This is a genomic window from [Clostridium] ammoniilyticum (genome assembly GCF_025566905.1).
In the GTDB taxonomy this organism is placed as follows: Bacteria; Bacillota_I; Bacilli_A; order Erysipelotrichales; family Coprobacillaceae; genus Faecalibacillus; species Faecalibacillus intestinalis.
The window spans coordinates 1-19,378 of sequence record NZ_JAOQJR010000022.1 but is presented as its reverse complement, the minus strand read 5'-3'; the positions used below and the strand labels follow the sequence as shown (position 1 = coordinate 19,378).

The window sequence follows — 19,378 nt, the reverse complement described above, 5'->3', positions numbered from 1 at the left end:
CATTACACTTGCGGTAAATACCTGTGGTTGGTTTATCTCCAACTGAATTAGTGCCATGCCCGGCACACATTAAAAAAATCGCTTGATATTATCTATCAAACGATTCTTTCATTAATCTAATTGTATTTGTTTTACAATTTCATTATCAAATGTTTTAATTGTAAAACAGTCATTTTCATAAATACCATAACTGTTCGTACCTTCTTTAGGTAAAGAAATCGAAGACGGATTTAAAATATAAATACCGTTTTCTTTTTTAGCAAGTGGTTTATGAAAATGTCCATAAATTAAAACATCATTTTCATTTAATAAAGGAAGTTGATCTTCATTAAATAAATGTCCATGTGTCATAAAGAAATGATGTTGATCAACATCCATCAAAGCATAGTCACTACGCATAGGGAAATCTAAAACCATTTGATCAACTTCACTATCACAATTTCCTCTAACTGCAATAATATCCTTCTTTAAAGGATTTAATAAAGCAATAACCTTCTTACAATTATAATCCTTAGGTAAATCATTACGTGGTCCATGATATAAAATATCCCCTAAAATAATAAGTTTATCCGCTTTTTCTTCATGATATTTTTCAATAGCCTTATTTGCCCAATAATAAGAACCATGAATATCTGATATAAACATTACTTTCATACAATTACGCTCTTCTAATTGTTTTGATCACAACTGGTGTTGTTGGACAATCTTGGAAGTTTGTAGGGACATTGGCAATTTGATCTACAATATCTAAACCTTCAGTAATTTTACCAAATGCTGCATATTCACCATCTAAATGTGGTGCTGGTTTATGCATAATAAAGAATTGTGAAGATGCTGAATCTTTGATCATTGTTCTAGCCATAGATAAAACACCTTCTGTATGTTTTAATTCATTGTTAACACCATTGCTTTTAAATTCACCTTTAATAGAATCACAATGTTTTTCTTTAAAATCTTTTGTATATCCCCCACCTTGAATCATAAATCCTGGGATAACTCTATGGAAAATTAATCCCGCAAAGAAATCTTCATCAATTAATTTTAAAAAGTTTTCTACTGTAATTGGTGCAACTTCAGGATAAAGTTCTCCTTTCATCACATCTCCATTTTCCATTTCAATTTCAATTAATACTTTTTCCATTCTCTAATTCTCCTTATCTACAACGTCTACATCAACAACCTTATTTTCAATAGATTGTTGTTTTTCTTTTTTCTTCTTCTTTAAAAGAAATCTTACTACAAAATAAACAAGTACAACTCCTGCCGCAATTCCAAATAACCAAACAATATTCTTTACTTGATCAAATTGATAAGCTGTCGCTACCACTAAACATAAGTTAATAATATTCATTGATCCTGCTAATTTATATTTTTGATTAACAATAAAATTCAAGGAAAGCGCAGATGAAGCAAATAACCCAACAATAAGCATAACTTCCATACTATGTACCTCCTTGTATCATTCTATCATAATAGAATCATTTTTGTTATATATTATTTAGTATGGACACTTGCATTAAGCATGTCAGTAATAGATATCATTGTAAAATTACTTCTATATATAACAAAAAATAACTACCTCCTGTCTCTAGAAAAGTGTGTGGTAGTTATTTCATCCAAGGTGAACCGTTTGTTGTTCTTTTTTCATATTCATTATAATTAATTTTTTAAACAATTCTATAAAATCTTATCTATCTAATTTCATATATAACAGCGGATAAGGGTTTTCTTCTTCATCTAATTCTGTTTTCTTGTATGTTTTAAATTCCACAGCTTCATCATTATCTACAACCATCAAATGTTCAACACTCTTTAATGCCATTGGAACATATTCTTTAATATGTTCAATTTCTTGTTCATTTAAAAATGTATGTGTGGCTTTTACAGAATCTTTCCAAACATTTACAAGTATATTTAATAGTTGATCATTTTCACCCTATTCTCTCTACCCATATTTATCATTGATTTCTTTCACTTCAACTATGATAATATAATTATATGAAATAGCCCTACCAAATAGGTAGGGTCATTTATTTTGTTAATATCTTTTTTATTTAGCAAATTGTTTAATTGCATTAGCAACAGCTGCTGTCACATCTTTATTGAAGATTTTTGGCATGATATTTTCTTCATTTAAATCTTCATCACTGATTGTATCTGCAATAGCTTTAGCCACAGCTACTTTCATTTCTGGTGTAATCGAAGGAACTCTTGCTTCTAATGCTCCTTTAAAAATACCAGGGAAAGCTAAAACATTATTAATTTGATTTGGATAATCAGATCGACCTGTTCCAACAACTCTTGCTCCTGCTGCTTTGGCTTTTTGATAAGTAATTTCTGGCTCAGGATTTGCCATTGCAAAGATAATTGGATCATTGTTCATTGAATGAACCATTTCATCAGTTACTAGATTTGGTTTAGAAACACCTACAAAAACATCTGCACCTTTTAATGCATCAGCTAATGTACCTTGCATATTATCAGGATTAGTAATATCACATAAAGCACGCTTATGAGGAATAAGTCCTTCTTGTCTATCTTTATATAAAATTCCAAATTCATCCACTGCAATAATTTTACCAACACCGGCTGTATGCATCATTTTAATAATAGCTGTTCCTGCAGCTCCTGGCCCATTTAAAACAACTGTAATATCTTTGATATCTTTTTTTGTCACTCTTAAAGCGTTATATAAGGCCGCTAAAACAACAACAGCTGTTCCATGTTGATCATCATGGAATACAGGAATATCTAACATTTGATCTAATCTTTCTTCGATTTCAAAACAATCTGGAGAAGCAATATCTTCTAAGTTGATTCCACCAAAACATGGTGCAATATTTTTAACTGTTTGAATCAATTCTTCTTTATCTTGTGTATCTAAACAAATAGGTACCGCATTGACATCTCCGAATTTTTTAAATAGAGCAGCTTTTCCTTCCATGACTGGAATCGAAGCTTTGGCTCCTATATTTCCAAGTCCTAAAACAGCTGTTCCATTTGAGACAACAGCAATTGTATTTGATTTTGTTGTATAACGATAAACATCTTCTTCATTTTCAGCAATCTTACGACAAGGTTCAGCAACCCCTGGCGTATAAACAACAGACATATCATCCATTGTATTAATTTCACAATTTAATTCCGTATGTATTTTTCCTTGATGTTTTTCATGTAATTTCAAGGCTTCTTCATAATAATTCATTTTCATCACCCGCCACTATTATACCTATAAAATAGACAATTCGTCTAATCTTTTTTATCTAAAACATAACCATGATCCATTGGTCCTTGTCCTTGTCCTAAGTCAAGCATTGCCGCAAGCGCTCCCGAAATATAATCTTTAGCTTTTTTAACAGCATTTTCCAAATTTTCACCTCGTGCTAAATAAGAAGCAATCGCACTTGATAAAGTACATCCCGTACCATGAGTATTATTGTTATTAATACGTTTTCCTTTAAACCATTGATAATTACCTTCTTTATAAAGTAAATCATTGGCATCATTGATTTGATGTCCGCCTTTAAGTAATACTGCACAATGATAATGATCTCCAATATATTTAGCTGCTGTTAACATTTCTTCTTCATTATTGATTTTTAATCCTGATAAAACTTCGGCTTCAGGAATATTTGGTGTTAAAACTGATGCGAGTGGAAAGAGATTTTCTTTTAATGTATCAATAGCTTCATCACTAATAAGTTTTGCCCCACTTGTAGCCACCATCACAGGATCAACAACGATATTACGTGCATGATATTGTTTTAACTTTCCACTAATAGATAAAATGACTTCTTTTTGAGAAACCATTCCAATTTTAACAGCCATTGGATAAATATCTGTAAACACACTATCCATTTGACTAGCCACAAAAGAAGCATCAACATCATAAATAGTATCCACTCCTGTAGTATTTTGAGCTGTTAGTGCTGCAATAACCGACATGGCATAAACACGATTAGCAAGCATTGTTTTTAAATCTGCCTGAATTCCTGCACCTCCACTACTATCACTACCTGCAATTGTAAGGCAAGTTGGCATTTTATTAGAGATAACTCTTTGAATTTTATCTTTTAATAGGCTACTTGCTTTTTGGATATCATTACTTCCAAAAATACTTGAAACGATAGCAACACCATCAATAGCAACCCCCATAAATTCTAAGATATTCACTTGATTAATACCACCAATAGCAACCACAGGAATATCAACTTTTTGACAAATTTCATTTAACGTTTCCATTGAAATATTTTGTGCATCATCTTTTGTTTGAGTTGCAAAAATAGCTCCGACACCTAAATAATCAGCCCCATTTTCTAAAGCTATTTTTGCTTCTTCATAATTATGTGCAGATACACCAATAATTTTATCTTCACCTAATATTTTTCTTGCTTCTTTTAAATTTAAATCATCTTGCCCAATATGGACCCCATCTGCATCAATTTCTTTACACAATTCAACATCATCATTAATAATCAAAGGAACATGATGTTTTTGACACACACTTTGAACATCCAATGCTTCTTGTTTAAATGCTTCATGTGTCATTTCTTTTTCTCTTAGTTGAATCATTGTTACACCACCAAGAATGGCTTCTTCAACTAATTCCGACATTTTTCTTCCTTTTAAATATTTTGAATCTGTTACTCCATACAATAATAAATCTTCTTTATTTAATTTCATCAAATTTCCTTCTTTCTTTACAATATTCTTTTTTATTTCCCTGGAAATAAAAAGAGAGTCCTGTTGAACTCTGTTAACGTCTATATCTCCTACGTTGGCATTATCCAAATCAGGTTATGGGTCTAAGTCAATACTTACTCTCAGCAAAAAGCTCCCCGTTTCCTTTATTATAATTTTTTTAATAAAAATTGTCTATTTTTATTCATATTATTTATGCTTTTGTTCAAACTATAAAAGGAGGTGCTTTCATGAAATTATGTATTACAGCAGGTAACTATCACATTTTTAAATTAATGATTAAAAATCATAAAGATTCTCGCATTCAATTAAAAAACATTCATCCTTTAGATTTTGACCTTGTTTTTGATGTTTATACATCTTTAGATCAAAAAACAGTTATTTCTATACTTAGCCATGAATTACGTTATTCCCCTTTTATGTATCTATGCCCTGGTTTTAAAGTCATTCCTTTAAAAAAACGTCTTCCTCATGGTACAAAAGAATCAACTACTCCTTTAAATCTTTCTTTTAATTGAATAATTTATATTAAAAAACAGTTTGAGATAGCATCTATTTCAAACTGTTTATTTTTTAATTAATAATTTTTAAAATATCTTCTTCACTATTGATGTTAAAGATATTTAATGTAAGAACATTTAATTTTTCTAGCAATGTATTTGTAAGTTGTTTTTCTAAAGGACTTGATAAAGTTCCTAATTTCACTTTAAGAAGTTCTTTTAAAGTATTGAGTTTTTCTTCATCTCTCATTCTTTGAAATAATTGATCCATTGCCTTACACATATTGATTTCATTTCCTTCTGGTAAGTCTTCTCTTCTAATATTTGTACACGTAAATGTTGCCGCCATCATGAAGCTTTCTGTTTCAATTTTACGATTTTCTCTTAATCCATCATAACTTCCTACAAACATACTTTGACTAATTTCTACGACATCTCGATATCTTTTGATTTCTGTTGGATCATCTACATTTCCTATCATTGTATCATATGTTTAAAGATAATTCGTCTCACATTTGTCTCATTTCTATTATCATTTTAGCTATCTCTCCTACCTTCTTCAATGGACGGATAGTCCAAAAAAGTTTCCAATAAAAAAACCTACGAAATCATCTCGTAAGTCTTTAAAGAATACATATTATTAAACCTGCTATTAACGAAGAAATACCCACAATTATAAAAATGATATATAGCTTTTTTTGCGGATTATTTTCTAAAATCAATATACGTTTAGGATTATTTTCCTCATACATAATTTCTAAGGAACTCCCTATAGGAAGTTCTTTACCATAACCAATAGAGAGTTTTTGTTTAATTTCATTTCCATGATCATAAAATTGAATTACCGGAAAATAGGAATAAGAAAAACTATCATAACTTTGCATTCTTTCTCTTATATTATCAATTACTTTAGCTAATGTATGAATATTACAATACTTTACTTTCTATTGCTTGTACAGGACATTTTTCATAACATAATCCACAATGTAAACAATGTTCTTGTTGAATTTGATAATTTGAAATACATTGTTGTGGACAATTCTTTTGACATAAGCCACATTGAATACATTGATTACGAATGATAAATCCCTTAGGTTTTATCTCTTTATTCATTGAAAAACTTTCTCTATAAATAGGTTCTTTTCCTAAATCAAAGAATTCTAGTTCACCTTCTTCAAGACAAAAGGCTTCTAAAATATAACGACTCTCATTTGGATAAACATTATTCATTGATGAATTATGTTTAAAAATACGATCTATCCAATATTTTTGATTTTCTAATCGTTTAACAGGTCCATTTAAACGAACCATTTGATACTTTTTATTCATTCCTGTAATTGCAACGTATGGATGATTTTTTAATTGTTTATAAAAATCTTTTCCTCTTGCTGTACAAAAATATAATTTATTATCTTCAACCAACATCACATCTATAATTCTTACTTGGGGTTGATTATTTTCATCAACGGTTGCAAAAGCAACATCTTTGATTTCTCTTAAAATATTTAAACAAGTTGAAACATTCATTGTTGTGCCTCCTTTTTCGTTTTTCATTATAATTTTATTTCTAATAAAAAAAAGTACGCACAATATTGTGGTATAGTTACTTCAAAGTAACTAATAAAAAAGCTACGACTTAAAATCGTAACTTTCATAATTATTCAGTTTCAAATTGACTGTAATAAAGTTGATGATAATAACCTTGTTTTTGAAGCAATTCTTCATGATTACCAATTTCTACAATATGTCCTTGATCCATAACGATGATTTGATCGGCATTTTTAATCGTTGATAAACGGTGAGCAACAATAAAGGTTGTTCTTCCTTTCATCATTTCATCAAAAGCTTTTTGAATTTGTAATTCTGTACGCGTATCGATTGAACTTGTTGCTTCATCTAAAATCAACATTGGTGGATGTGTTAACATAATACGTGCAATACACACAAGTTGCATTTGTCCTTGAGACATATTTCCACCATCTTCTTCAACCATTGTATCGTATCCTTGAGGAAGAGACATAATATATTTATGCACACGCGCTTTTTTAGCTGCTTCAATGATTTCTTCATCACTAGCTTTTGTTTTTCCATAAGCAATATTTTCTTTAATAGTCCCTTTAAATAACCAACTATCTTGTAAAACCATACCGTACATTTTTCTTAAATCATCACGGTTCATATCTTCAATATTAACACCATCAATTGTAATTTTTCCACCTTGAGGATCATAGAAACGCATTAATAAGTTAATTAATGTTGTTTTTCCACAACCTGTTTTACCTACAATAGCTGTCATTGTTCCTGGTTTAGCTTCATAGTTAAAATCTTGAATTAATGGTTTACTTGGATCATAACTGAAATTTAAATGGTCAATGATAATATGTCCTTGTTTATTTTCAATGATTTTAGATGTTGTTAATTCTTGGATTGTTTCTTCATCTAATAATGCAAAGACTCTTTGACTGGCAGCAATGGCTGTTTGCATTTCTGACATAACGGATGATATTTCGTTAAATGGTTTTGTATATTGGTTAGCATATGTTAAAAAGCTTGAAAGAATACCTACTGTAAATGAACCATTTAATACTTGAAATGCTCCAAAGATACCAACAGCAGCATAAACAATACTATTAACTAAACGTGTTGTGGGATTAATTAAAGCCCCATAAAATTGTGAAATAACCCCACTTTTATGCATACGTTCATTGATTTCATTAAACTTTTCTTCGTTTTGTTCTTGATAATCAAAAATATTAACAATTTTTTGATTACCTATCATTTCTTCACAATAACCATTCATTTCCCCTCTTAAAGCAAGTTGTTCTTGGAAATAAGAATGTGTTCTTTTAACAATCAAAGAAGCGACAAGTAAAGAAAGCGGTGTTAAAACAACCACAATTACAGCTACCGAAAAATGAATATAAGCCATAATCAAAATCGTTCCTACAATTGTTGCAATTCCTGTAAGCAAGGATGTAAAACTTTGTAATAAACCTTGTCCAATTAAATCAATATCATTGATCAATCTTCCTAAAATATCTCCATGACTTGTAGCATCAATATATTTTAAAGGAAGAACTTGAATTTGATCAAATACTCTATTTCTTAAATCATTCGTAATATTATAAGTAATTGTATTTGTAATTTGTCCCATGATCCATTGAATCAAAGAAATAATTAAAATAACAATTCCAATAAAAATAAGTTTGTTCAATAACGCTTGAAAATGAACTTGATTCTTTCCAACCAATAAATCTATTGCTTGACCTATTAAAACAGGTGTAAGTAAAGTAAAGACAACAGAGACAATTGATAAAAGTGTTAATAACATAATTAAAAAACGATAAGGTTTACAATATGTAAGCAATCTTTTAATTGTTTTTTTATCCATTGTAATCACCATCCTTACTATTTTGAGATTCATAAATTTCTTTATAAACCGTACAATTCTTTAATAATTCTTCATGACAATCAAAACCAACAAGTTCACCATGATATAAAACCATAATACGATCACATCTTTTTAAAGACGCTGTTCTTTGAGAAATAACAATTTTTGTCATTTCTTTTAATTCTTGTAATTGTTTTTGTAAAGCAGCATCTGTTGCATAGTCTAACGCACTTGAGCAATCATCTAAAACTAAAATATCCGCTTGTTTATAAAGCGCTCTAGCTATTGTTAAACGTTGTCTTTGTCCACCAGAGAAGTTTTTCCCACCTTGAACAACAGCACTTTCTATTCCTTGAGGAAGACAACTTACAAATTCTTTAGCTTGTGAAACTTCTAAAGCTTTATTCATTGTTTCTTCTTGATAAGGTTTTGACATACAAATATTTTCTTTAATTGTTCCTGAAATCAATGATGTATTTTGTAAAACATAACTGATATGTTGTCTTAATGTTTCTAGTTTATAATCTTGAATATTTTTACCAGCTATTTTAATTTGTCCACTTCTAACATCATAATTTCTTCCAATAAGGGATACTAGTGTTGATTTACCAGCACCCGTTCCTCCAATAATTCCTACTGTTTCACCTTTATTGATCGTAAATGATAAGTTGTGTAACACATCTTTTTGAAGATATCCAAAGTTGACATCTTTAAATTCAATCATCTTTTCATCAGGAATAAGGGTTGAATAACTTCCTTGATTTTCTACTTGTGGTGTTGTTTCAAGTACTTCAAAAACTCTTTGATAACTTGCTGTGGCTTTATTGTAGATTGATAAAACATTCGCAAAGACAATGAGTGCTTGTAAAATACTATTCATATAGTTAATTAAGGCAATAACTTCCCCTTGAGAAAGACTTCCTACATTGACTTGGAAACCACTAGCATAAATAATAATAATGATTGCAAAGTTTACAATTAAATAAGTAAAGGGATTTAATAAAGCTTGTATTTTACCTACTTTTACTTGTTCATCTTTTTGATTTTTTGTTTCTAAATTAAATCTTTTTACTTCATGATTTTGATTTGAAAAAGCACGAATAACACGTACACCTTTTAAGTTTTCTCTTGCTATTAAAGCAATTTTATCTAATAACTTTTGAATACAAGAGAAATAAGGCATTGAAATAATCGTAATTGATAACATCGATACCGCTAAAATAACAGCTCCTACAACAAAGATCATTGATAAAGAACCACTGATCATAAAAGCCATAAATAATGAACCAATCATTAAAAATGGAGCTCTTGACGTAAGACGAATCGTCATCGCTACAGCTAATTGAATTTGTACCACATCATTAATAAGCCTTGTAACTAATGATGGTGCTGTAAGGGCATCTAAATTGGCATCATCATATTTATTGATTTGATGATACATGTCTTTTCTAAGTTGTGTCCCCACACTTTGTGATGTAAGGGAAGCATACCATTGACAAACAAGTGCAAATAAATAACCAAAAACAGCTAAACCAATAAGGACGAGCCCACATTTTAAAATATAATTGGTATCTTTATAAGCAATTCCTTTATCAATGACAGAGGCCATAACAACGGGAACACATAATTCTAAAGCAGCTTCAAAGATTTTAAATAAAAAACCTAAAGTTGCCGAAAACTTAAACTCCTTTACATATTTTAATAGTTTCATATTCTTCACCTCTGCGTTATTATATGATAAGATTTATCTATATGTAAAATATATATATTATATATTAATTATATTTAATAAATATATTATTCCCGTTTGAAGGAGTTTTATGATGGATATTAGACAAATGAAATATTTTAAAACTATTGTAGAAGAAGGAACGATTTCTAAAGCTGCTAAAAAGCTTCATATGGCTCAACCACCTTTATCAATGCAACTTAAACAATTAGAAGAAGAATTAAGTGTTATACTTTTAAAAAGAGGTAATAAACAAATTGAATTAACAGAGGCTGGTAATCGTTTTTATAAAAGATGTTTACAAATCTTAGATTTAACTGAAATTACTAAAAATGAATTAAAACAGTCTTATCAAGATGTTTTAAGAATTGGTATTACTTCTTCTAATAGTGGTTTAATTCAACAAGAAAGTATTCAAGAATTTATTAAAAAAAATAAACATGTTCAATATGCTATCCATGAAGGGTCTACTTATGAAATTCTTGATTTATTATTATCACATAATATTGATTTAGGAATTGTTAGAACACCTTTTGATACTTCCCAAGTAAATACTTTTTATTTAGAAAAAGAACCGATGATTGCTATTGGAAAAAAAGAATATTTTATAAATACTAAAAGAAAAATAAAAGATTTTAAAGATACTCCTTTAATTATTCATCAAAGATATCTGCCTTTAATCAATGATTATTGTTTAAATAAACTAATTCAAATTCAATTAAAAGTAACTTGTGATGATAGTAGAACGTCTCTTATTTGGGCCAATAGTGGTATTGGAGTAGCAATTTGTCCAATGAGTAGTTTAGCTTTACCTTATGACCATTCTCTTGTTTATACGATTTTAGAAGATAAAAATTTATATACAGGAATCGCTTTTATTACCAGAAAAAACGAAGAAGTTTCAGCTTTATTAAATGAATTTATAGAACGTTTTAAATAGAGGAAAAACAAATGATACAATACTAAAAAATAGAACTTGATTACCAATTACCTATTAAATATTAGATATTTATTTTGAAGATCATCATACAAAAACAGCTAAACATTATCATACTAGTATTGAAATTTTGATTCCCGTTTTAGGAAAACTAAAATTATTTCTTACTGATAAAGAATTGATTATTCCTCAAGGAAGCTTATATATTATTAATAGTCAAGAAATTCATGGGATGCATCATACGGAAGATACTGATATCTATAAAGGATATGCACTTCAAATAAATTATGATTTTATTAAAAAATATTATCCAGCTATTGATAATTATCAATTTATTCAACCTAATCATAAAATCAAAGAAAAGATATTGTTAGACATTTTTAAAATTATTGCAGCTTATGATCATAGCAATCAATTTCAAAGAATAGAAATTGAAAGTTATATTTTACATCTTTTATATACGTTGCTTTCAAATACTTTAGATAAAAAACAAATTTAAATTTACAAACTTTACATGATAAAAGAATAATAAGAATGACACAATATATTGACTTACATTATAACGAAGATCTTTCAATTGATAATATAGCGCAACACTTTAATATATCTACAGGATATTTATCACGTTATTTTAAAAGTCATTTAAACGTGACAGTTAAAGAATATCTTATTGCTGTTCGTTTAAAAAAGGCAAGACAGGATGTTTTGTTTTCAAATTATACAATTTTAGAAATTGCTTATTTACATGGTTTTCCAAATTTAAAATCATTTATTAATGCTTTTAAAAAAGTTTATCATGATACACCAGCAAAATATCGTGAAAAAGTTAGAAAATGACATTAAAGAAGTACATTTTTAACATTTATGTAAGCTCTTTCAATGATAAAGTTTTACTTGTCAAAAAAAGGAAGGAAAAAATGTTAAAAAAGATATTTAGTTTATTTGTATGTGCGATGGTGTGTCTCATATCAACAAATCTTGTTTTTGCTGATGGAACAGTTGATATTCATGGAACATACAATATTCACGTTGGTGGTTATGATTGGGGAAGTGCAACTGATAATAAAAAAGCAGAAAATAATCCATCACAAGCAATAAAAACTGGAGATACTGCTCATGGTGAAATTTATGCAATGATCATGATGTTTGCTGCAGCTAGATATGTTTTCTTTAAACAAAGAAAAGAAGCTTAATTTATAGACTCATTAAATTGCTTATGCAATTTAGTGAGTTTTTTTATTTTTTAAAAGAAAAAACGATTTTTGTTGTCTATATAAATAATGGGGGGGGAGAAACTATGGAAACAAAAATCAAACCTAAAAGAATTACCGATTTTAAAAATGACCTTGTCTTTAAATTCATGTTGAGTGATCTCAATGATTCTCGCTGTTATTATTTACTTAAAACCATTATTGAAGGAATCACAGCTATTAAATGTCAGGAACTAGTTGTCTTAAACAGTGAGGTGGTTACCATGATGAAAGAAAAGATGGATCAGTTCAATGAAGATGAAGAACTTGTTTTAGCAGCGAGTAAAAGACAGCTTGTCAAAATACAACATCATCAAGAGAAAGTAAGAATACGACAAGAAGGTAAAGAAGAAGGCTTAAAAGAAGGAGAACTTCTTAAAGCTAAAGAAAAGACATTAAAATTATTTAATAAACTCTTTCCTGATGAAAATAATCAATTATTAGAAAACTTAACATTATTACAATACGATCAAATATTTGATGCCTTGTTAGAAAACAAAGATTTAAAAACGATTAAAAAAATCATTGGAAAATAATCCAATGATTTTTTAATGCTATTTATAAAGTGCATTATATATTTTTAATAGATGTTCATCTCTATTTTTAATAGCCTGATGATCTTTTCCATCATGATAATCATAGAATCCTTGTTGACTTTTAATTCCTAAATGCCCTTCTTCATAAAGTTTAGCAAGTTCACTTGGAACTTTTGTATCATTGCATAAATCTTTCATTAAATAATCACTTATATGATAAAACGTATCCAATCCCCCAAAATCAGCAACTTCTAATGGTCCTAAACAAGCATATCTAAAACCTAATCCATATTTCATGACCGCATCAATATCTTCTTTAGAAATAACTCCTTGTTCTACTAAATATAAAGCTTCTCTAAGTACTGCAAATTGAATTCTATTGGCTGCAAATCCTAAAACATCCTTTTGAACAATAACGGGTTTTTTACCAATATGAATACTTAATTCTTTGATTGCTTGTGCAACAGTATCTAAAGTTTTATCACCTTTAATAATTTCAATAAGTAAAATAAGATGAGAAGGATTAAACCAATGCATTCCAATAAATCTTTCAGGTTTATAAACAGCACTAGCAAGCGTATTAATTGAAATACCAGATGTATTGGTTGCTAGAATAGTGTCTTCTCTTACTAATCTTGAAATTTCTTGATAAAAACTTTGTTTGATTTCAACTTTTTCAATAATGCTTTCGACAACAAGATTACAATTTTTAAAACATTCTTTATCTGTTGTGTATTTAAGATGTTGATGAAGCAATTTTTCTTGTTCACTTGTTAATTCTTGATCTTGGATAAGAATTTGTGTATTTTCTTTAATTCTTTTTTTAGCATTTTCAATTGCTTCTGCTTTTAAATCATAAATAGTAACATCATAGTTATATTTAGCAAAGATTTGAGCCATTGAATAACCCATTGTCCCTGCTCCAGCAATCACAATTTTTTTAATTTCCATTAGTCGATCCTCATTTCTAATAAAGCACTTCCTAATGTTTTACCATGCATATCAATGGCAAGAGAACGCGTAACGCCTCCTCCTAAAGCATCTTCTAAAACAAAGTTTAAAGCACTGATTGAAGGAATTTCATATCTTGTAATTTTACCATGAACGATATCTTTAAAATATTCTTTTAACTTTTCTTCTGTTACTTTTTCTCTAATAATTTTGTAATCTTCATCTTTATAAGCAATAACTGAAATAACTGAAATATTTCCTTTATCACCTGTTCTAGAATGAGCAATTTCCTTTAATAACATATCTTATACCTCCAAATATCCAACAGTAATATGAAAATGATCACTAGGAATCAAAATAGATGCAATACTCACAATATCTTTAATTGTTTTGACTGCTCCTCCTCCACCAGAAGGACCATTTGTATATAAAGCTTCTACTTCATTACCTATAAGCTCAGCTTCTGCTTTTGTTTTCACTCTAGCAGCAACTCTTAATCTTACTTCATTTGGTGTATATTGTCCCATTTCATTTGAAATACTATCTTTATATAAAGAATTTACACCAATATAATCAAAACGGACTTCTTCAGCTTTTAAACCGATCATTTCAAAACGATGTTCAAGAATTTCTCTAGCTAATTTAGCCTTTGCAAGAGCATTACTTCCTCCATAACTGATTTGTCCTTCACTAATATAACAATCATGATATCCTACACTTGTTTTATAATATCCATTTGGCACTTTACCACTAGCATTTTCAATCTTTACTTCATTTTCTCCTATTTGTTTAACTGTAATTTTAGAAAAATCAGCAATAACATCTGGTGTAAAATAATTTTCAGGATCTTGAATTTCATAAAGAGATTGTTCCTTAACAGTTTCAGTTGTAACAATTCCTCCAGTATTTGAAAGTTTTGAAACAACACCATCTCCATTTTCATCTACTTCAATAATTGGAAAACCTAAATTCCATAATTCAGGAACATCTTTATATCCAGGATCAGCAAAGTAACCTCCTGTTACTTGCCCTGCACATTCTAATAAATGTCCTACCCAAGTTCCTTTCCCAAGTTTTTCATAATCATCCATTGACCAACCAAACTCATAAACAAGTGGTCCTAAACTTAAAGATGGATCAGCAACTCTTCCTGTAATCACAATATCTGCTCCATTTTTTAAAGCTTCCACAATGCCAACACATCCAATGTATCCATTAGCAGATAAGACATCTCCATTAATGGCAGATAAAGGTTTTTTCGTTTCAATTGTGACATATTCTTGGTAATCATCTAATCTTGATGAAATATCATCACCTTCCACATAAGCAATTTTTAAATTTGTTAGACCTTTACTTTGTGCCATTTCTTGACATTTTAATGCTGCATGATATGGATTAGCTGCTCCCATATTTGTAATTACTTTAACAGAATGTTTCTTTAAAGCATCTAAAATACGATCAAAACGATATTCAAATAAAGCATTATAACCTTTTTTTTGATCTTCCATTTTAGCCTTTTGTGCTAAAGAAATTGTTCTTTCAGCTAAACATTCAAAAATAATATAATCAAGATTTCCTCTTTCAATTAAGTCAATAGCAGGTTCAATGCGATCACCAGCATACCCTGCACCACTACCAATTCGTATTGTTTTCATTGTAATACCCCCCTGTACAAAAAGTGCTGATTATTCAGCACTTTCTCCTTGTTCTAATAATTGTTTATCGTAAGCTTTCATAAATGGTGCTGCAATAATGATATCTAAAACTAATAATCCAAACCAAACAAAGATGGCTTTAACATCCATTGATGCTAACCAAGCTTGAAGTGGTCCAGGAACTGTAAATGGTAAAGAAATATAGAATTTTCCTAAGAAACCACTACTCATAAGACCATATGCAATAGCTACGTTTAAGTTATTACAGATATAGAAAATAATTAAAGTAAATGGATTTAAAACTGTAGGTAATCCAAAGATAACAGGTTCATTAATATTGAAGGCTGTTGAAACAACGGCAATCTTTGCAATTGATTTTGATTGTGATGCTTTTGAAAATAATAATAAACAAAGAACAACCGCCATATAAGAAATATATCCACCATAAACAGTATTAAATGCTCCAGCAAAGATACATGGAAGTTCTTTACCTGCTGCATATGCTTCAGCATTTAAAGCAAGTGCTGCAGTTGTAACTGGTGTAACAACGACACCTAACATATTTCCACCATGAACTCCAAAGAACCAGAATGTTGTCATTAATAAGTTAATAATAATGATTGATGGTAATGATCCTGTTGCTGAAAGTAATGGTTGGAAAATTGCATAAATCAATCCTGAAAATCCAGTTCCAATAAGTGTGTGACATAATCCATCAATTCCCATGAAGAAAATAAGACTTACAACACCTGGAATTAATACATTAAATGGTGCTGCCACATTTGGTGGTACTGAATCTGGTAAACGAATCACTAAATTCTTTTTAATAAATAAATGATTGATTTCAATAACACCTATTGCAACTAAAATTGCTGTAAACATTCCACTTGCCCCTAAATTTGTTAGTGGAATCGCTGTGACTGAAGTTTCACCTACGGTATAAGCTGTAGGAATACCAGCAACACATAAATAAACTAATAATGTTGTAATTAAATTTGAAATTGTATCCATTTTATAATGTTTACATAAACGATAGGCAACTCCTAATACAACATAAATTGAAATGGCTCCAATTGTTAAGTTATAAGGAATTAATAATGTTGTGGCATGAGCTGATGCAAAATCACGCCATGCACATAAAAATGAAGTTAGTAAGTTTGTTGCTTTTACAGAAGCATCTACTGGTGGCATTGCTAGTAAAATAGCAAACCCGCCGATAATTGTAATTGGTACTAAAATAGTTAGTCCATCACGTATAGCAGCTAAATGTTTTTGTTGTGAAATTTTCATTGCCACAGGAACGACATATTTTTCTAAGGCTGCTTGAAACTTATTCATAAATCCTGAATTTTGTTTTTCCATAAATATCCTCCTCACTTGCTGTCATGTTTTATAACCGGTTTCATTTGACACATTTAGCATAGCATGTAATGAATGGTTATGCAATATTTATTTTATTTTTTTGAAATCTATTTCATTTTAAAAATACATGTGATATACTTTTTTTGCAAGGAGGTAACAAAATGGAAGTTGGATATCATAAATTAGACATTACCCCAACAGTACCTGTTCATATTGCTGGGTATAATAGAAAAGAATTATCTAAAGGCGTTTTAGATCCTATAGAAATTAATTCTTTAGTTATTAAAGAAAATAATAAAATAATTATTTTTTCTATTTTAGATTCAATTATTATTGAAAATAGTGTTATTTTACCTATAAAAGAGGCTATTTTTAAAGAATTTGGTATTCCTTATGAACAAATCATCATAGGTTGTATTCATACACATTCTGCACCAGCCTACTTTAAACCATTTTTTGAAAATGTTTATATCGATCCAAAATTACAAGAAAATCTTATTCAATCTTTTATAAAAAGTATTTCTACTGCAATTAATTCATTAGAAGAAGCTACTTTATCATTAAAAACAACACAAATTGAAGGACTTTATGGTAATCGAAATACAAGAGATGGTATTGCTGATAAAAACATAAATATTATTACATTTATGAATAGTCATTCAAAAAAAGCTATTTGTTCATTCATTCAAATGTCTTGCCATCCTACAATTTTGAATGGTAGCAATTTTAAATTATCTGCAGATCTACTAGGTTGGATACGCCAAAAATATCAATTAAAAACACAAATTCCTTGTATGATCGTTAATGGCTATTGTGGAGATGTTTCGACACGTTTTTATCGAAAACTTAAAGGAGAAGAAGAATTGGAAAGAGTTTCTTCATCCATTGTTGAACAAATGAATGACTTAAATTTATTAGATGTAAAATTTAATGATTTAAAATGCACATCATTCAAAAAAGAATACACGTATAATGGTCAAACTGATTCTTTTGTTCAAAAAGAAATTCCTCATTTAAAAGAAACAATTAAAGATTCATCTGACGAAATGAAAATAGCTATTTCAAAACAACTTCTTCATAATTTAGAATTTAAAGCAAGTAAAGGAGAAATGGTTTTAAATTTATATAGTCATATTGTAAATCTTGGTAATGTTCTCTTTATTTCTCTCCCTGGTGATATTACTGCCGCTTTAGGTAAAAGAATTGTTGATCATTTTAATGATTATCATGTAATTATTCTTGGCTATTGTGAAAATTATTCTAATTATTTTGTTTGTAAAGAAGACTATGGTAAGTATTTTGAAACTTATATTTCTCGCCTGTCAAAAGGGAATGCTGATGACTTTATTCAACATGTTATTGATACAGCTGATGATTTATTAAAGTAAATTCTTTCGAATTTACTTTTTATCTTTTATAAAATATAATAAATATAAGAAATTGAGGTGGTTAGATGAACCCATTTGAAAAGATGGATTTAAAGAAAGATTCATTTACTAAAAAAGAGCTTATTCTTTATGATGTTTTAAAAGATAATTTACAAAATATCTTAAGTTTTTCAGCCAGTGATCTTTCTAAACAATATAATATTTCACAATCAACAATTACAAGATTTTGTCAAAAGATTGGTTATGATGGTTATAATGAATTTAAATTTGATGTTTTCCGTTCTGGTAAACAAGGAAATACTTCTAAAGATGATTTATCAACTTTAGATGCTTATATTAAATTGATTGAAATATTGAAATCATCTATTGATTATGAAAAATTAAATCAATTTGCAAATGATATTGTTAAAGCTAATTCTATTATTATTTTAGGAATGCATAAAAGTGCTTTACCTGCTAAATTGTTACAATTTAATTTATTTAAATATGGTAAAAAAGCAATCTTTTTGGATTATGGAGATATTGTAAATGATTTTCAACAATTAGTAAGTGAAGATGATATGGTTATTATTTATACTAATAGAGGAAATGTTTTAGGATCAATTAATTCAACTTTAAAAGATTTAGTTAAAAAAGTTTCTTTTAATTTATCAATCATTACAATGAATGATAAATTATCATTAAAAAAACATACTAAAAATTATATTTGGTTACCTTCAACCATTAATCAAGGGTTCCAAAATTATCTTGAAAATCAAGTTGTTTTCTTTATTTATACAGATATATTAACATCTGAAATTGCTAAATTAATGTAAAAGAAGCTATTGGACATTTTGTTCAATAGCTTTTTTGTACAAAAAAAGAGGATATTTCTATCCTCTAGGTAATATTAGTTATTGATTAATTTATCTTCATCAGACCAAGAATATAATTTTCTGATTTCTTTTCCGACTTTTTCTGATTCATGTTCTGCAGCTA

23 protein-coding genes are annotated in these 19,378 nt (G+C 28.9%); 8 read left to right on the top strand and 15 right to left on the bottom strand.

All coding sequences use genetic code 11. The features are described 5' to 3' along the window. Nucleotides 1-111 precede the first annotated feature (111 nt). The 6 genes from yfcE to thiD all read right to left on the bottom strand — a co-directional run bounded on the left by yfcE (nucleotide 112) and on the right by thiD (nucleotide 4,683). Nucleotides 112-654 carry a phosphodiesterase gene (yfcE, locus tag OCV55_RS13450; protein WP_032089598.1) on the bottom strand — a complete coding sequence of 181 codons (543 nt, stop codon included), beginning with the start codon at nucleotides 652-654 and terminating at the stop codon, nucleotides 112-114. A gap of 4 nt (nucleotides 655-658) precedes the next feature. Then, nucleotides 659-1,141: a peptidylprolyl isomerase gene (locus OCV55_RS13445; protein ID WP_022001696.1), complete on the bottom strand. Its 483-nt coding sequence runs from the start codon at nucleotides 1,139-1,141 to the stop codon at nucleotides 659-661. Between the two features lie 3 nt (nucleotides 1,142-1,144). After that, the gene (locus OCV55_RS13440; protein WP_022001697.1) at nucleotides 1,145-1,441 is read right to left on the bottom strand and encodes a hypothetical protein; all 297 of its coding nucleotides are present in this window, start codon (nucleotides 1,439-1,441) and stop codon (nucleotides 1,145-1,147) included. Nucleotides 1,442-1,687: 246 nt separating this feature from the next. Next, nucleotides 1,688-1,822 (bottom strand): hypothetical protein, encoded by a 135-nt coding sequence (locus tag OCV55_RS14005; protein WP_317233035.1) that lies wholly within the window; start codon nucleotides 1,820-1,822, stop codon nucleotides 1,688-1,690. 228 nt (nucleotides 1,823-2,050) lie between these two features. Beyond that, nucleotides 2,051-3,205, bottom strand: a complete 1,155-nt coding sequence (locus tag OCV55_RS13430; protein WP_117783027.1) for an NAD(P)-dependent malic enzyme — start codon at nucleotides 3,203-3,205, stop codon at nucleotides 2,051-2,053. A 44-nt stretch (nucleotides 3,206-3,249) separates the two neighbouring features. Further along, nucleotides 3,250-4,683, bottom strand: a complete 1,434-nt coding sequence (gene thiD / locus OCV55_RS14205; RefSeq protein ID WP_147580876.1) for a bifunctional hydroxymethylpyrimidine kinase/phosphomethylpyrimidine kinase — start codon at nucleotides 4,681-4,683, stop codon at nucleotides 3,250-3,252. Nucleotides 4,684-4,931: 248 nt separating this feature from the next. Here thiD and OCV55_RS13415 point away from each other — a divergent pair, with 248 nt between their 5' ends. Next, nucleotides 4,932-5,219, top strand: coding sequence for a hypothetical protein (locus OCV55_RS13415; protein WP_022001422.1), 288 nt, complete (start codon nucleotides 4,932-4,934; stop codon nucleotides 5,217-5,219). A gap of 55 nt (nucleotides 5,220-5,274) precedes the next feature. Here the strand turns inward: OCV55_RS13415 and OCV55_RS13410 are convergent, their stop codons facing one another. The 5 genes from OCV55_RS13410 to OCV55_RS13390 all read right to left on the bottom strand — a co-directional run bounded on the left by OCV55_RS13410 (nucleotide 5,275) and on the right by OCV55_RS13390 (nucleotide 10,303). Then, complete coding sequence (locus OCV55_RS13410) at nucleotides 5,275-5,682, bottom strand: hypothetical protein (RefSeq protein ID WP_147580875.1); 408 nt, start codon at nucleotides 5,680-5,682, stop codon at nucleotides 5,275-5,277. 142 nt (nucleotides 5,683-5,824) lie between these two features. Further along, nucleotides 5,825-6,085: a DUF3592 domain-containing protein gene (locus OCV55_RS13405; RefSeq protein ID WP_147580874.1), complete on the bottom strand. Its 261-nt coding sequence runs from the start codon at nucleotides 6,083-6,085 to the stop codon at nucleotides 5,825-5,827. Between the two features lie 43 nt (nucleotides 6,086-6,128). Next, nucleotides 6,129-6,728, bottom strand: coding sequence for a pyridoxamine 5'-phosphate oxidase family protein (locus OCV55_RS13400; RefSeq protein WP_147580873.1), 600 nt, complete (start codon nucleotides 6,726-6,728; stop codon nucleotides 6,129-6,131). Between the two features lie 130 nt (nucleotides 6,729-6,858). After that, nucleotides 6,859-8,592 carry an ABC transporter ATP-binding protein gene (locus tag OCV55_RS13395; protein ID WP_147580872.1) on the bottom strand — a complete coding sequence of 578 codons (1,734 nt, stop codon included), beginning with the start codon at nucleotides 8,590-8,592 and terminating at the stop codon, nucleotides 6,859-6,861. Continuing rightward, the gene (locus OCV55_RS13390) at nucleotides 8,585-10,303 is read right to left on the bottom strand and encodes an ABC transporter ATP-binding protein (RefSeq protein WP_147580871.1); all 1,719 of its coding nucleotides are present in this window, start codon (nucleotides 10,301-10,303) and stop codon (nucleotides 8,585-8,587) included. The genes OCV55_RS13395 and OCV55_RS13390 overlap by 8 nt, the downstream gene beginning before the upstream one ends. 112 nt (nucleotides 10,304-10,415) lie before the next feature. On the opposite strand from OCV55_RS13390, the gene OCV55_RS13385 reads away from it, so the two are divergent. The 5 genes from OCV55_RS13385 (at nucleotide 10,416) to OCV55_RS13365 (ending at nucleotide 13,044) form a co-directional block, all read left to right on the top strand. Further along, entirely contained in the window at nucleotides 10,416-11,261 is an 846-nt protein-coding gene (locus OCV55_RS13385) for a LysR family transcriptional regulator (protein ID WP_119362566.1), read from the top strand. 58 nt (nucleotides 11,262-11,319) lie between these two features. Continuing rightward, nucleotides 11,320-11,757, top strand: coding sequence for an AraC family ligand binding domain-containing protein (locus OCV55_RS13380; protein WP_147580870.1), 438 nt, complete (start codon nucleotides 11,320-11,322; stop codon nucleotides 11,755-11,757). A 35-nt stretch (nucleotides 11,758-11,792) separates the two neighbouring features. Next, a complete protein-coding gene (locus OCV55_RS13375; RefSeq protein ID WP_147580869.1) occupies nucleotides 11,793-12,095 on the top strand; it encodes a helix-turn-helix transcriptional regulator in 303 nt (100 codons plus the stop codon). Between the two features lie 80 nt (nucleotides 12,096-12,175). Then, nucleotides 12,176-12,451 (top strand): hypothetical protein, encoded by a 276-nt coding sequence (locus OCV55_RS13370; protein WP_147580868.1) that lies wholly within the window; start codon nucleotides 12,176-12,178, stop codon nucleotides 12,449-12,451. Between the two features lie 104 nt (nucleotides 12,452-12,555). Continuing rightward, nucleotides 12,556-13,044, top strand: coding sequence for a hypothetical protein (locus tag OCV55_RS13365; RefSeq protein ID WP_147580867.1), 489 nt, complete (start codon nucleotides 12,556-12,558; stop codon nucleotides 13,042-13,044). Between the two features lie 18 nt (nucleotides 13,045-13,062). Here the strand turns inward: OCV55_RS13365 and OCV55_RS13360 are convergent, their stop codons facing one another. Genes OCV55_RS13360 through OCV55_RS13345 form a run of 4 tightly spaced genes read right to left on the bottom strand, consistent with a single transcriptional unit; the run spans nucleotide 13,063 to nucleotide 17,012 of the window. Further along, the gene (locus OCV55_RS13360) at nucleotides 13,063-13,995 is read right to left on the bottom strand and encodes a 3-hydroxyacyl-CoA dehydrogenase family protein (RefSeq protein ID WP_147580866.1); all 933 of its coding nucleotides are present in this window, start codon (nucleotides 13,993-13,995) and stop codon (nucleotides 13,063-13,065) included. Next, nucleotides 13,995-14,297: an AtuA-related protein gene (locus tag OCV55_RS13355; RefSeq protein WP_147580865.1), complete on the bottom strand. Its 303-nt coding sequence runs from the start codon at nucleotides 14,295-14,297 to the stop codon at nucleotides 13,995-13,997. The genes OCV55_RS13360 and OCV55_RS13355 overlap by 1 nt, the downstream gene beginning before the upstream one ends. A 3-nt stretch (nucleotides 14,298-14,300) precedes the next feature. Next, nucleotides 14,301-15,650 carry an acyclic terpene utilization AtuA family protein gene (locus tag OCV55_RS13350; RefSeq protein ID WP_147580864.1) on the bottom strand — a complete coding sequence of 450 codons (1,350 nt, stop codon included), beginning with the start codon at nucleotides 15,648-15,650 and terminating at the stop codon, nucleotides 14,301-14,303. 30 nt (nucleotides 15,651-15,680) lie between these two features. Further along, nucleotides 15,681-17,012, bottom strand: coding sequence for a PTS sugar transporter subunit IIC (locus tag OCV55_RS13345; RefSeq protein ID WP_147580863.1), 1,332 nt, complete (start codon nucleotides 17,010-17,012; stop codon nucleotides 15,681-15,683). Nucleotides 17,013-17,173: 161 nt separating this feature from the next. On the opposite strand from OCV55_RS13345, the gene OCV55_RS13340 reads away from it, so the two are divergent. Further along, nucleotides 17,174-18,400, top strand: a complete 1,227-nt coding sequence (locus OCV55_RS13340) for a neutral/alkaline non-lysosomal ceramidase N-terminal domain-containing protein (RefSeq protein WP_147580862.1) — start codon at nucleotides 17,174-17,176, stop codon at nucleotides 18,398-18,400. A gap of 65 nt (nucleotides 18,401-18,465) precedes the next feature. Beyond that, the gene (locus OCV55_RS13335; protein WP_147580861.1) at nucleotides 18,466-19,215 is read left to right on the top strand and encodes a MurR/RpiR family transcriptional regulator; all 750 of its coding nucleotides are present in this window, start codon (nucleotides 18,466-18,468) and stop codon (nucleotides 19,213-19,215) included. Nucleotides 19,216-19,378: the final 163 nt, after the last annotated feature.

Bases quoted from the DNA above. Each gene is read 5' to 3' on its own strand.
- OCV55_RS13360 (WP_147580866.1), bottom strand. From the start codon at position 13,995: ATGGAAATTAAAAAAATTGTGATTGCTGGAGCAGGGACAATGGGTTAT.
- OCV55_RS13440 (WP_022001697.1), bottom strand. From the start codon at position 1,441: ATGGAAGTTATGCTTATTGTTGGGTTATTTGCTTCATCTGCGCTTTCC.
- OCV55_RS13390 (WP_147580871.1), bottom strand. From the start codon at position 10,303: ATGAAACTATTAAAATATGTAAAGGAGTTTAAGTTTTCGGCAACTTTA.
- OCV55_RS13385 (WP_119362566.1), top strand. From the start codon at position 10,416: ATGGATATTAGACAAATGAAATATTTTAAAACTATTGTAGAAGAAGGA.
- OCV55_RS13335 (WP_147580861.1), top strand. From the start codon at position 18,466: ATGAACCCATTTGAAAAGATGGATTTAAAGAAAGATTCATTTACTAAA.
- OCV55_RS13375 (WP_147580869.1), top strand. From the start codon at position 11,793: ATGACACAATATATTGACTTACATTATAACGAAGATCTTTCAATTGAT.
- OCV55_RS13345 (WP_147580863.1), bottom strand. From the start codon at position 17,012: ATGGAAAAACAAAATTCAGGATTTATGAATAAGTTTCAAGCAGCCTTA.
- OCV55_RS13400 (WP_147580873.1), bottom strand. From the start codon at position 6,728: ATGAATGTTTCAACTTGTTTAAATATTTTAAGAGAAATCAAAGATGTT.
- OCV55_RS13430 (WP_117783027.1), bottom strand. From the start codon at position 3,205: ATGAATTATTATGAAGAAGCCTTGAAATTACATGAAAAACATCAAGGA.
- OCV55_RS13355 (WP_147580865.1), bottom strand. From the start codon at position 14,297: ATGTTATTAAAGGAAATTGCTCATTCTAGAACAGGTGATAAAGGAAAT.
- OCV55_RS13350 (WP_147580864.1), bottom strand. From the start codon at position 15,650: ATGAAAACAATACGAATTGGTAGTGGTGCAGGGTATGCTGGTGATCGC.
- thiD (WP_147580876.1), bottom strand. From the start codon at position 4,683: ATGAAATTAAATAAAGAAGATTTATTATTGTATGGAGTAACAGATTCA.
- OCV55_RS13410 (WP_147580875.1), bottom strand. From the start codon at position 5,682: ATGATAGGAAATGTAGATGATCCAACAGAAATCAAAAGATATCGAGAT.
- OCV55_RS13365 (WP_147580867.1), top strand. From the start codon at position 12,556: ATGGAAACAAAAATCAAACCTAAAAGAATTACCGATTTTAAAAATGAC.
- OCV55_RS13395 (WP_147580872.1), bottom strand. From the start codon at position 8,592: ATGGATAAAAAAACAATTAAAAGATTGCTTACATATTGTAAACCTTAT.
- OCV55_RS13415 (WP_022001422.1), top strand. From the start codon at position 4,932: ATGAAATTATGTATTACAGCAGGTAACTATCACATTTTTAAATTAATG.
- OCV55_RS13445 (WP_022001696.1), bottom strand. From the start codon at position 1,141: ATGGAAAAAGTATTAATTGAAATTGAAATGGAAAATGGAGATGTGATG.
- yfcE (WP_032089598.1), bottom strand. From the start codon at position 654: ATGAAAGTAATGTTTATATCAGATATTCATGGTTCTTATTATTGGGCA.
- OCV55_RS13370 (WP_147580868.1), top strand. From the start codon at position 12,176: ATGTTAAAAAAGATATTTAGTTTATTTGTATGTGCGATGGTGTGTCTC.
- OCV55_RS13340 (WP_147580862.1), top strand. From the start codon at position 17,174: ATGGAAGTTGGATATCATAAATTAGACATTACCCCAACAGTACCTGTT.
- OCV55_RS14005 (WP_317233035.1), bottom strand. From the start codon at position 1,822: ATGGCATTAAAGAGTGTTGAACATTTGATGGTTGTAGATAATGATGAA.
- OCV55_RS13405 (WP_147580874.1), bottom strand. From the start codon at position 6,085: ATGCAAAGTTATGATAGTTTTTCTTATTCCTATTTTCCGGTAATTCAA.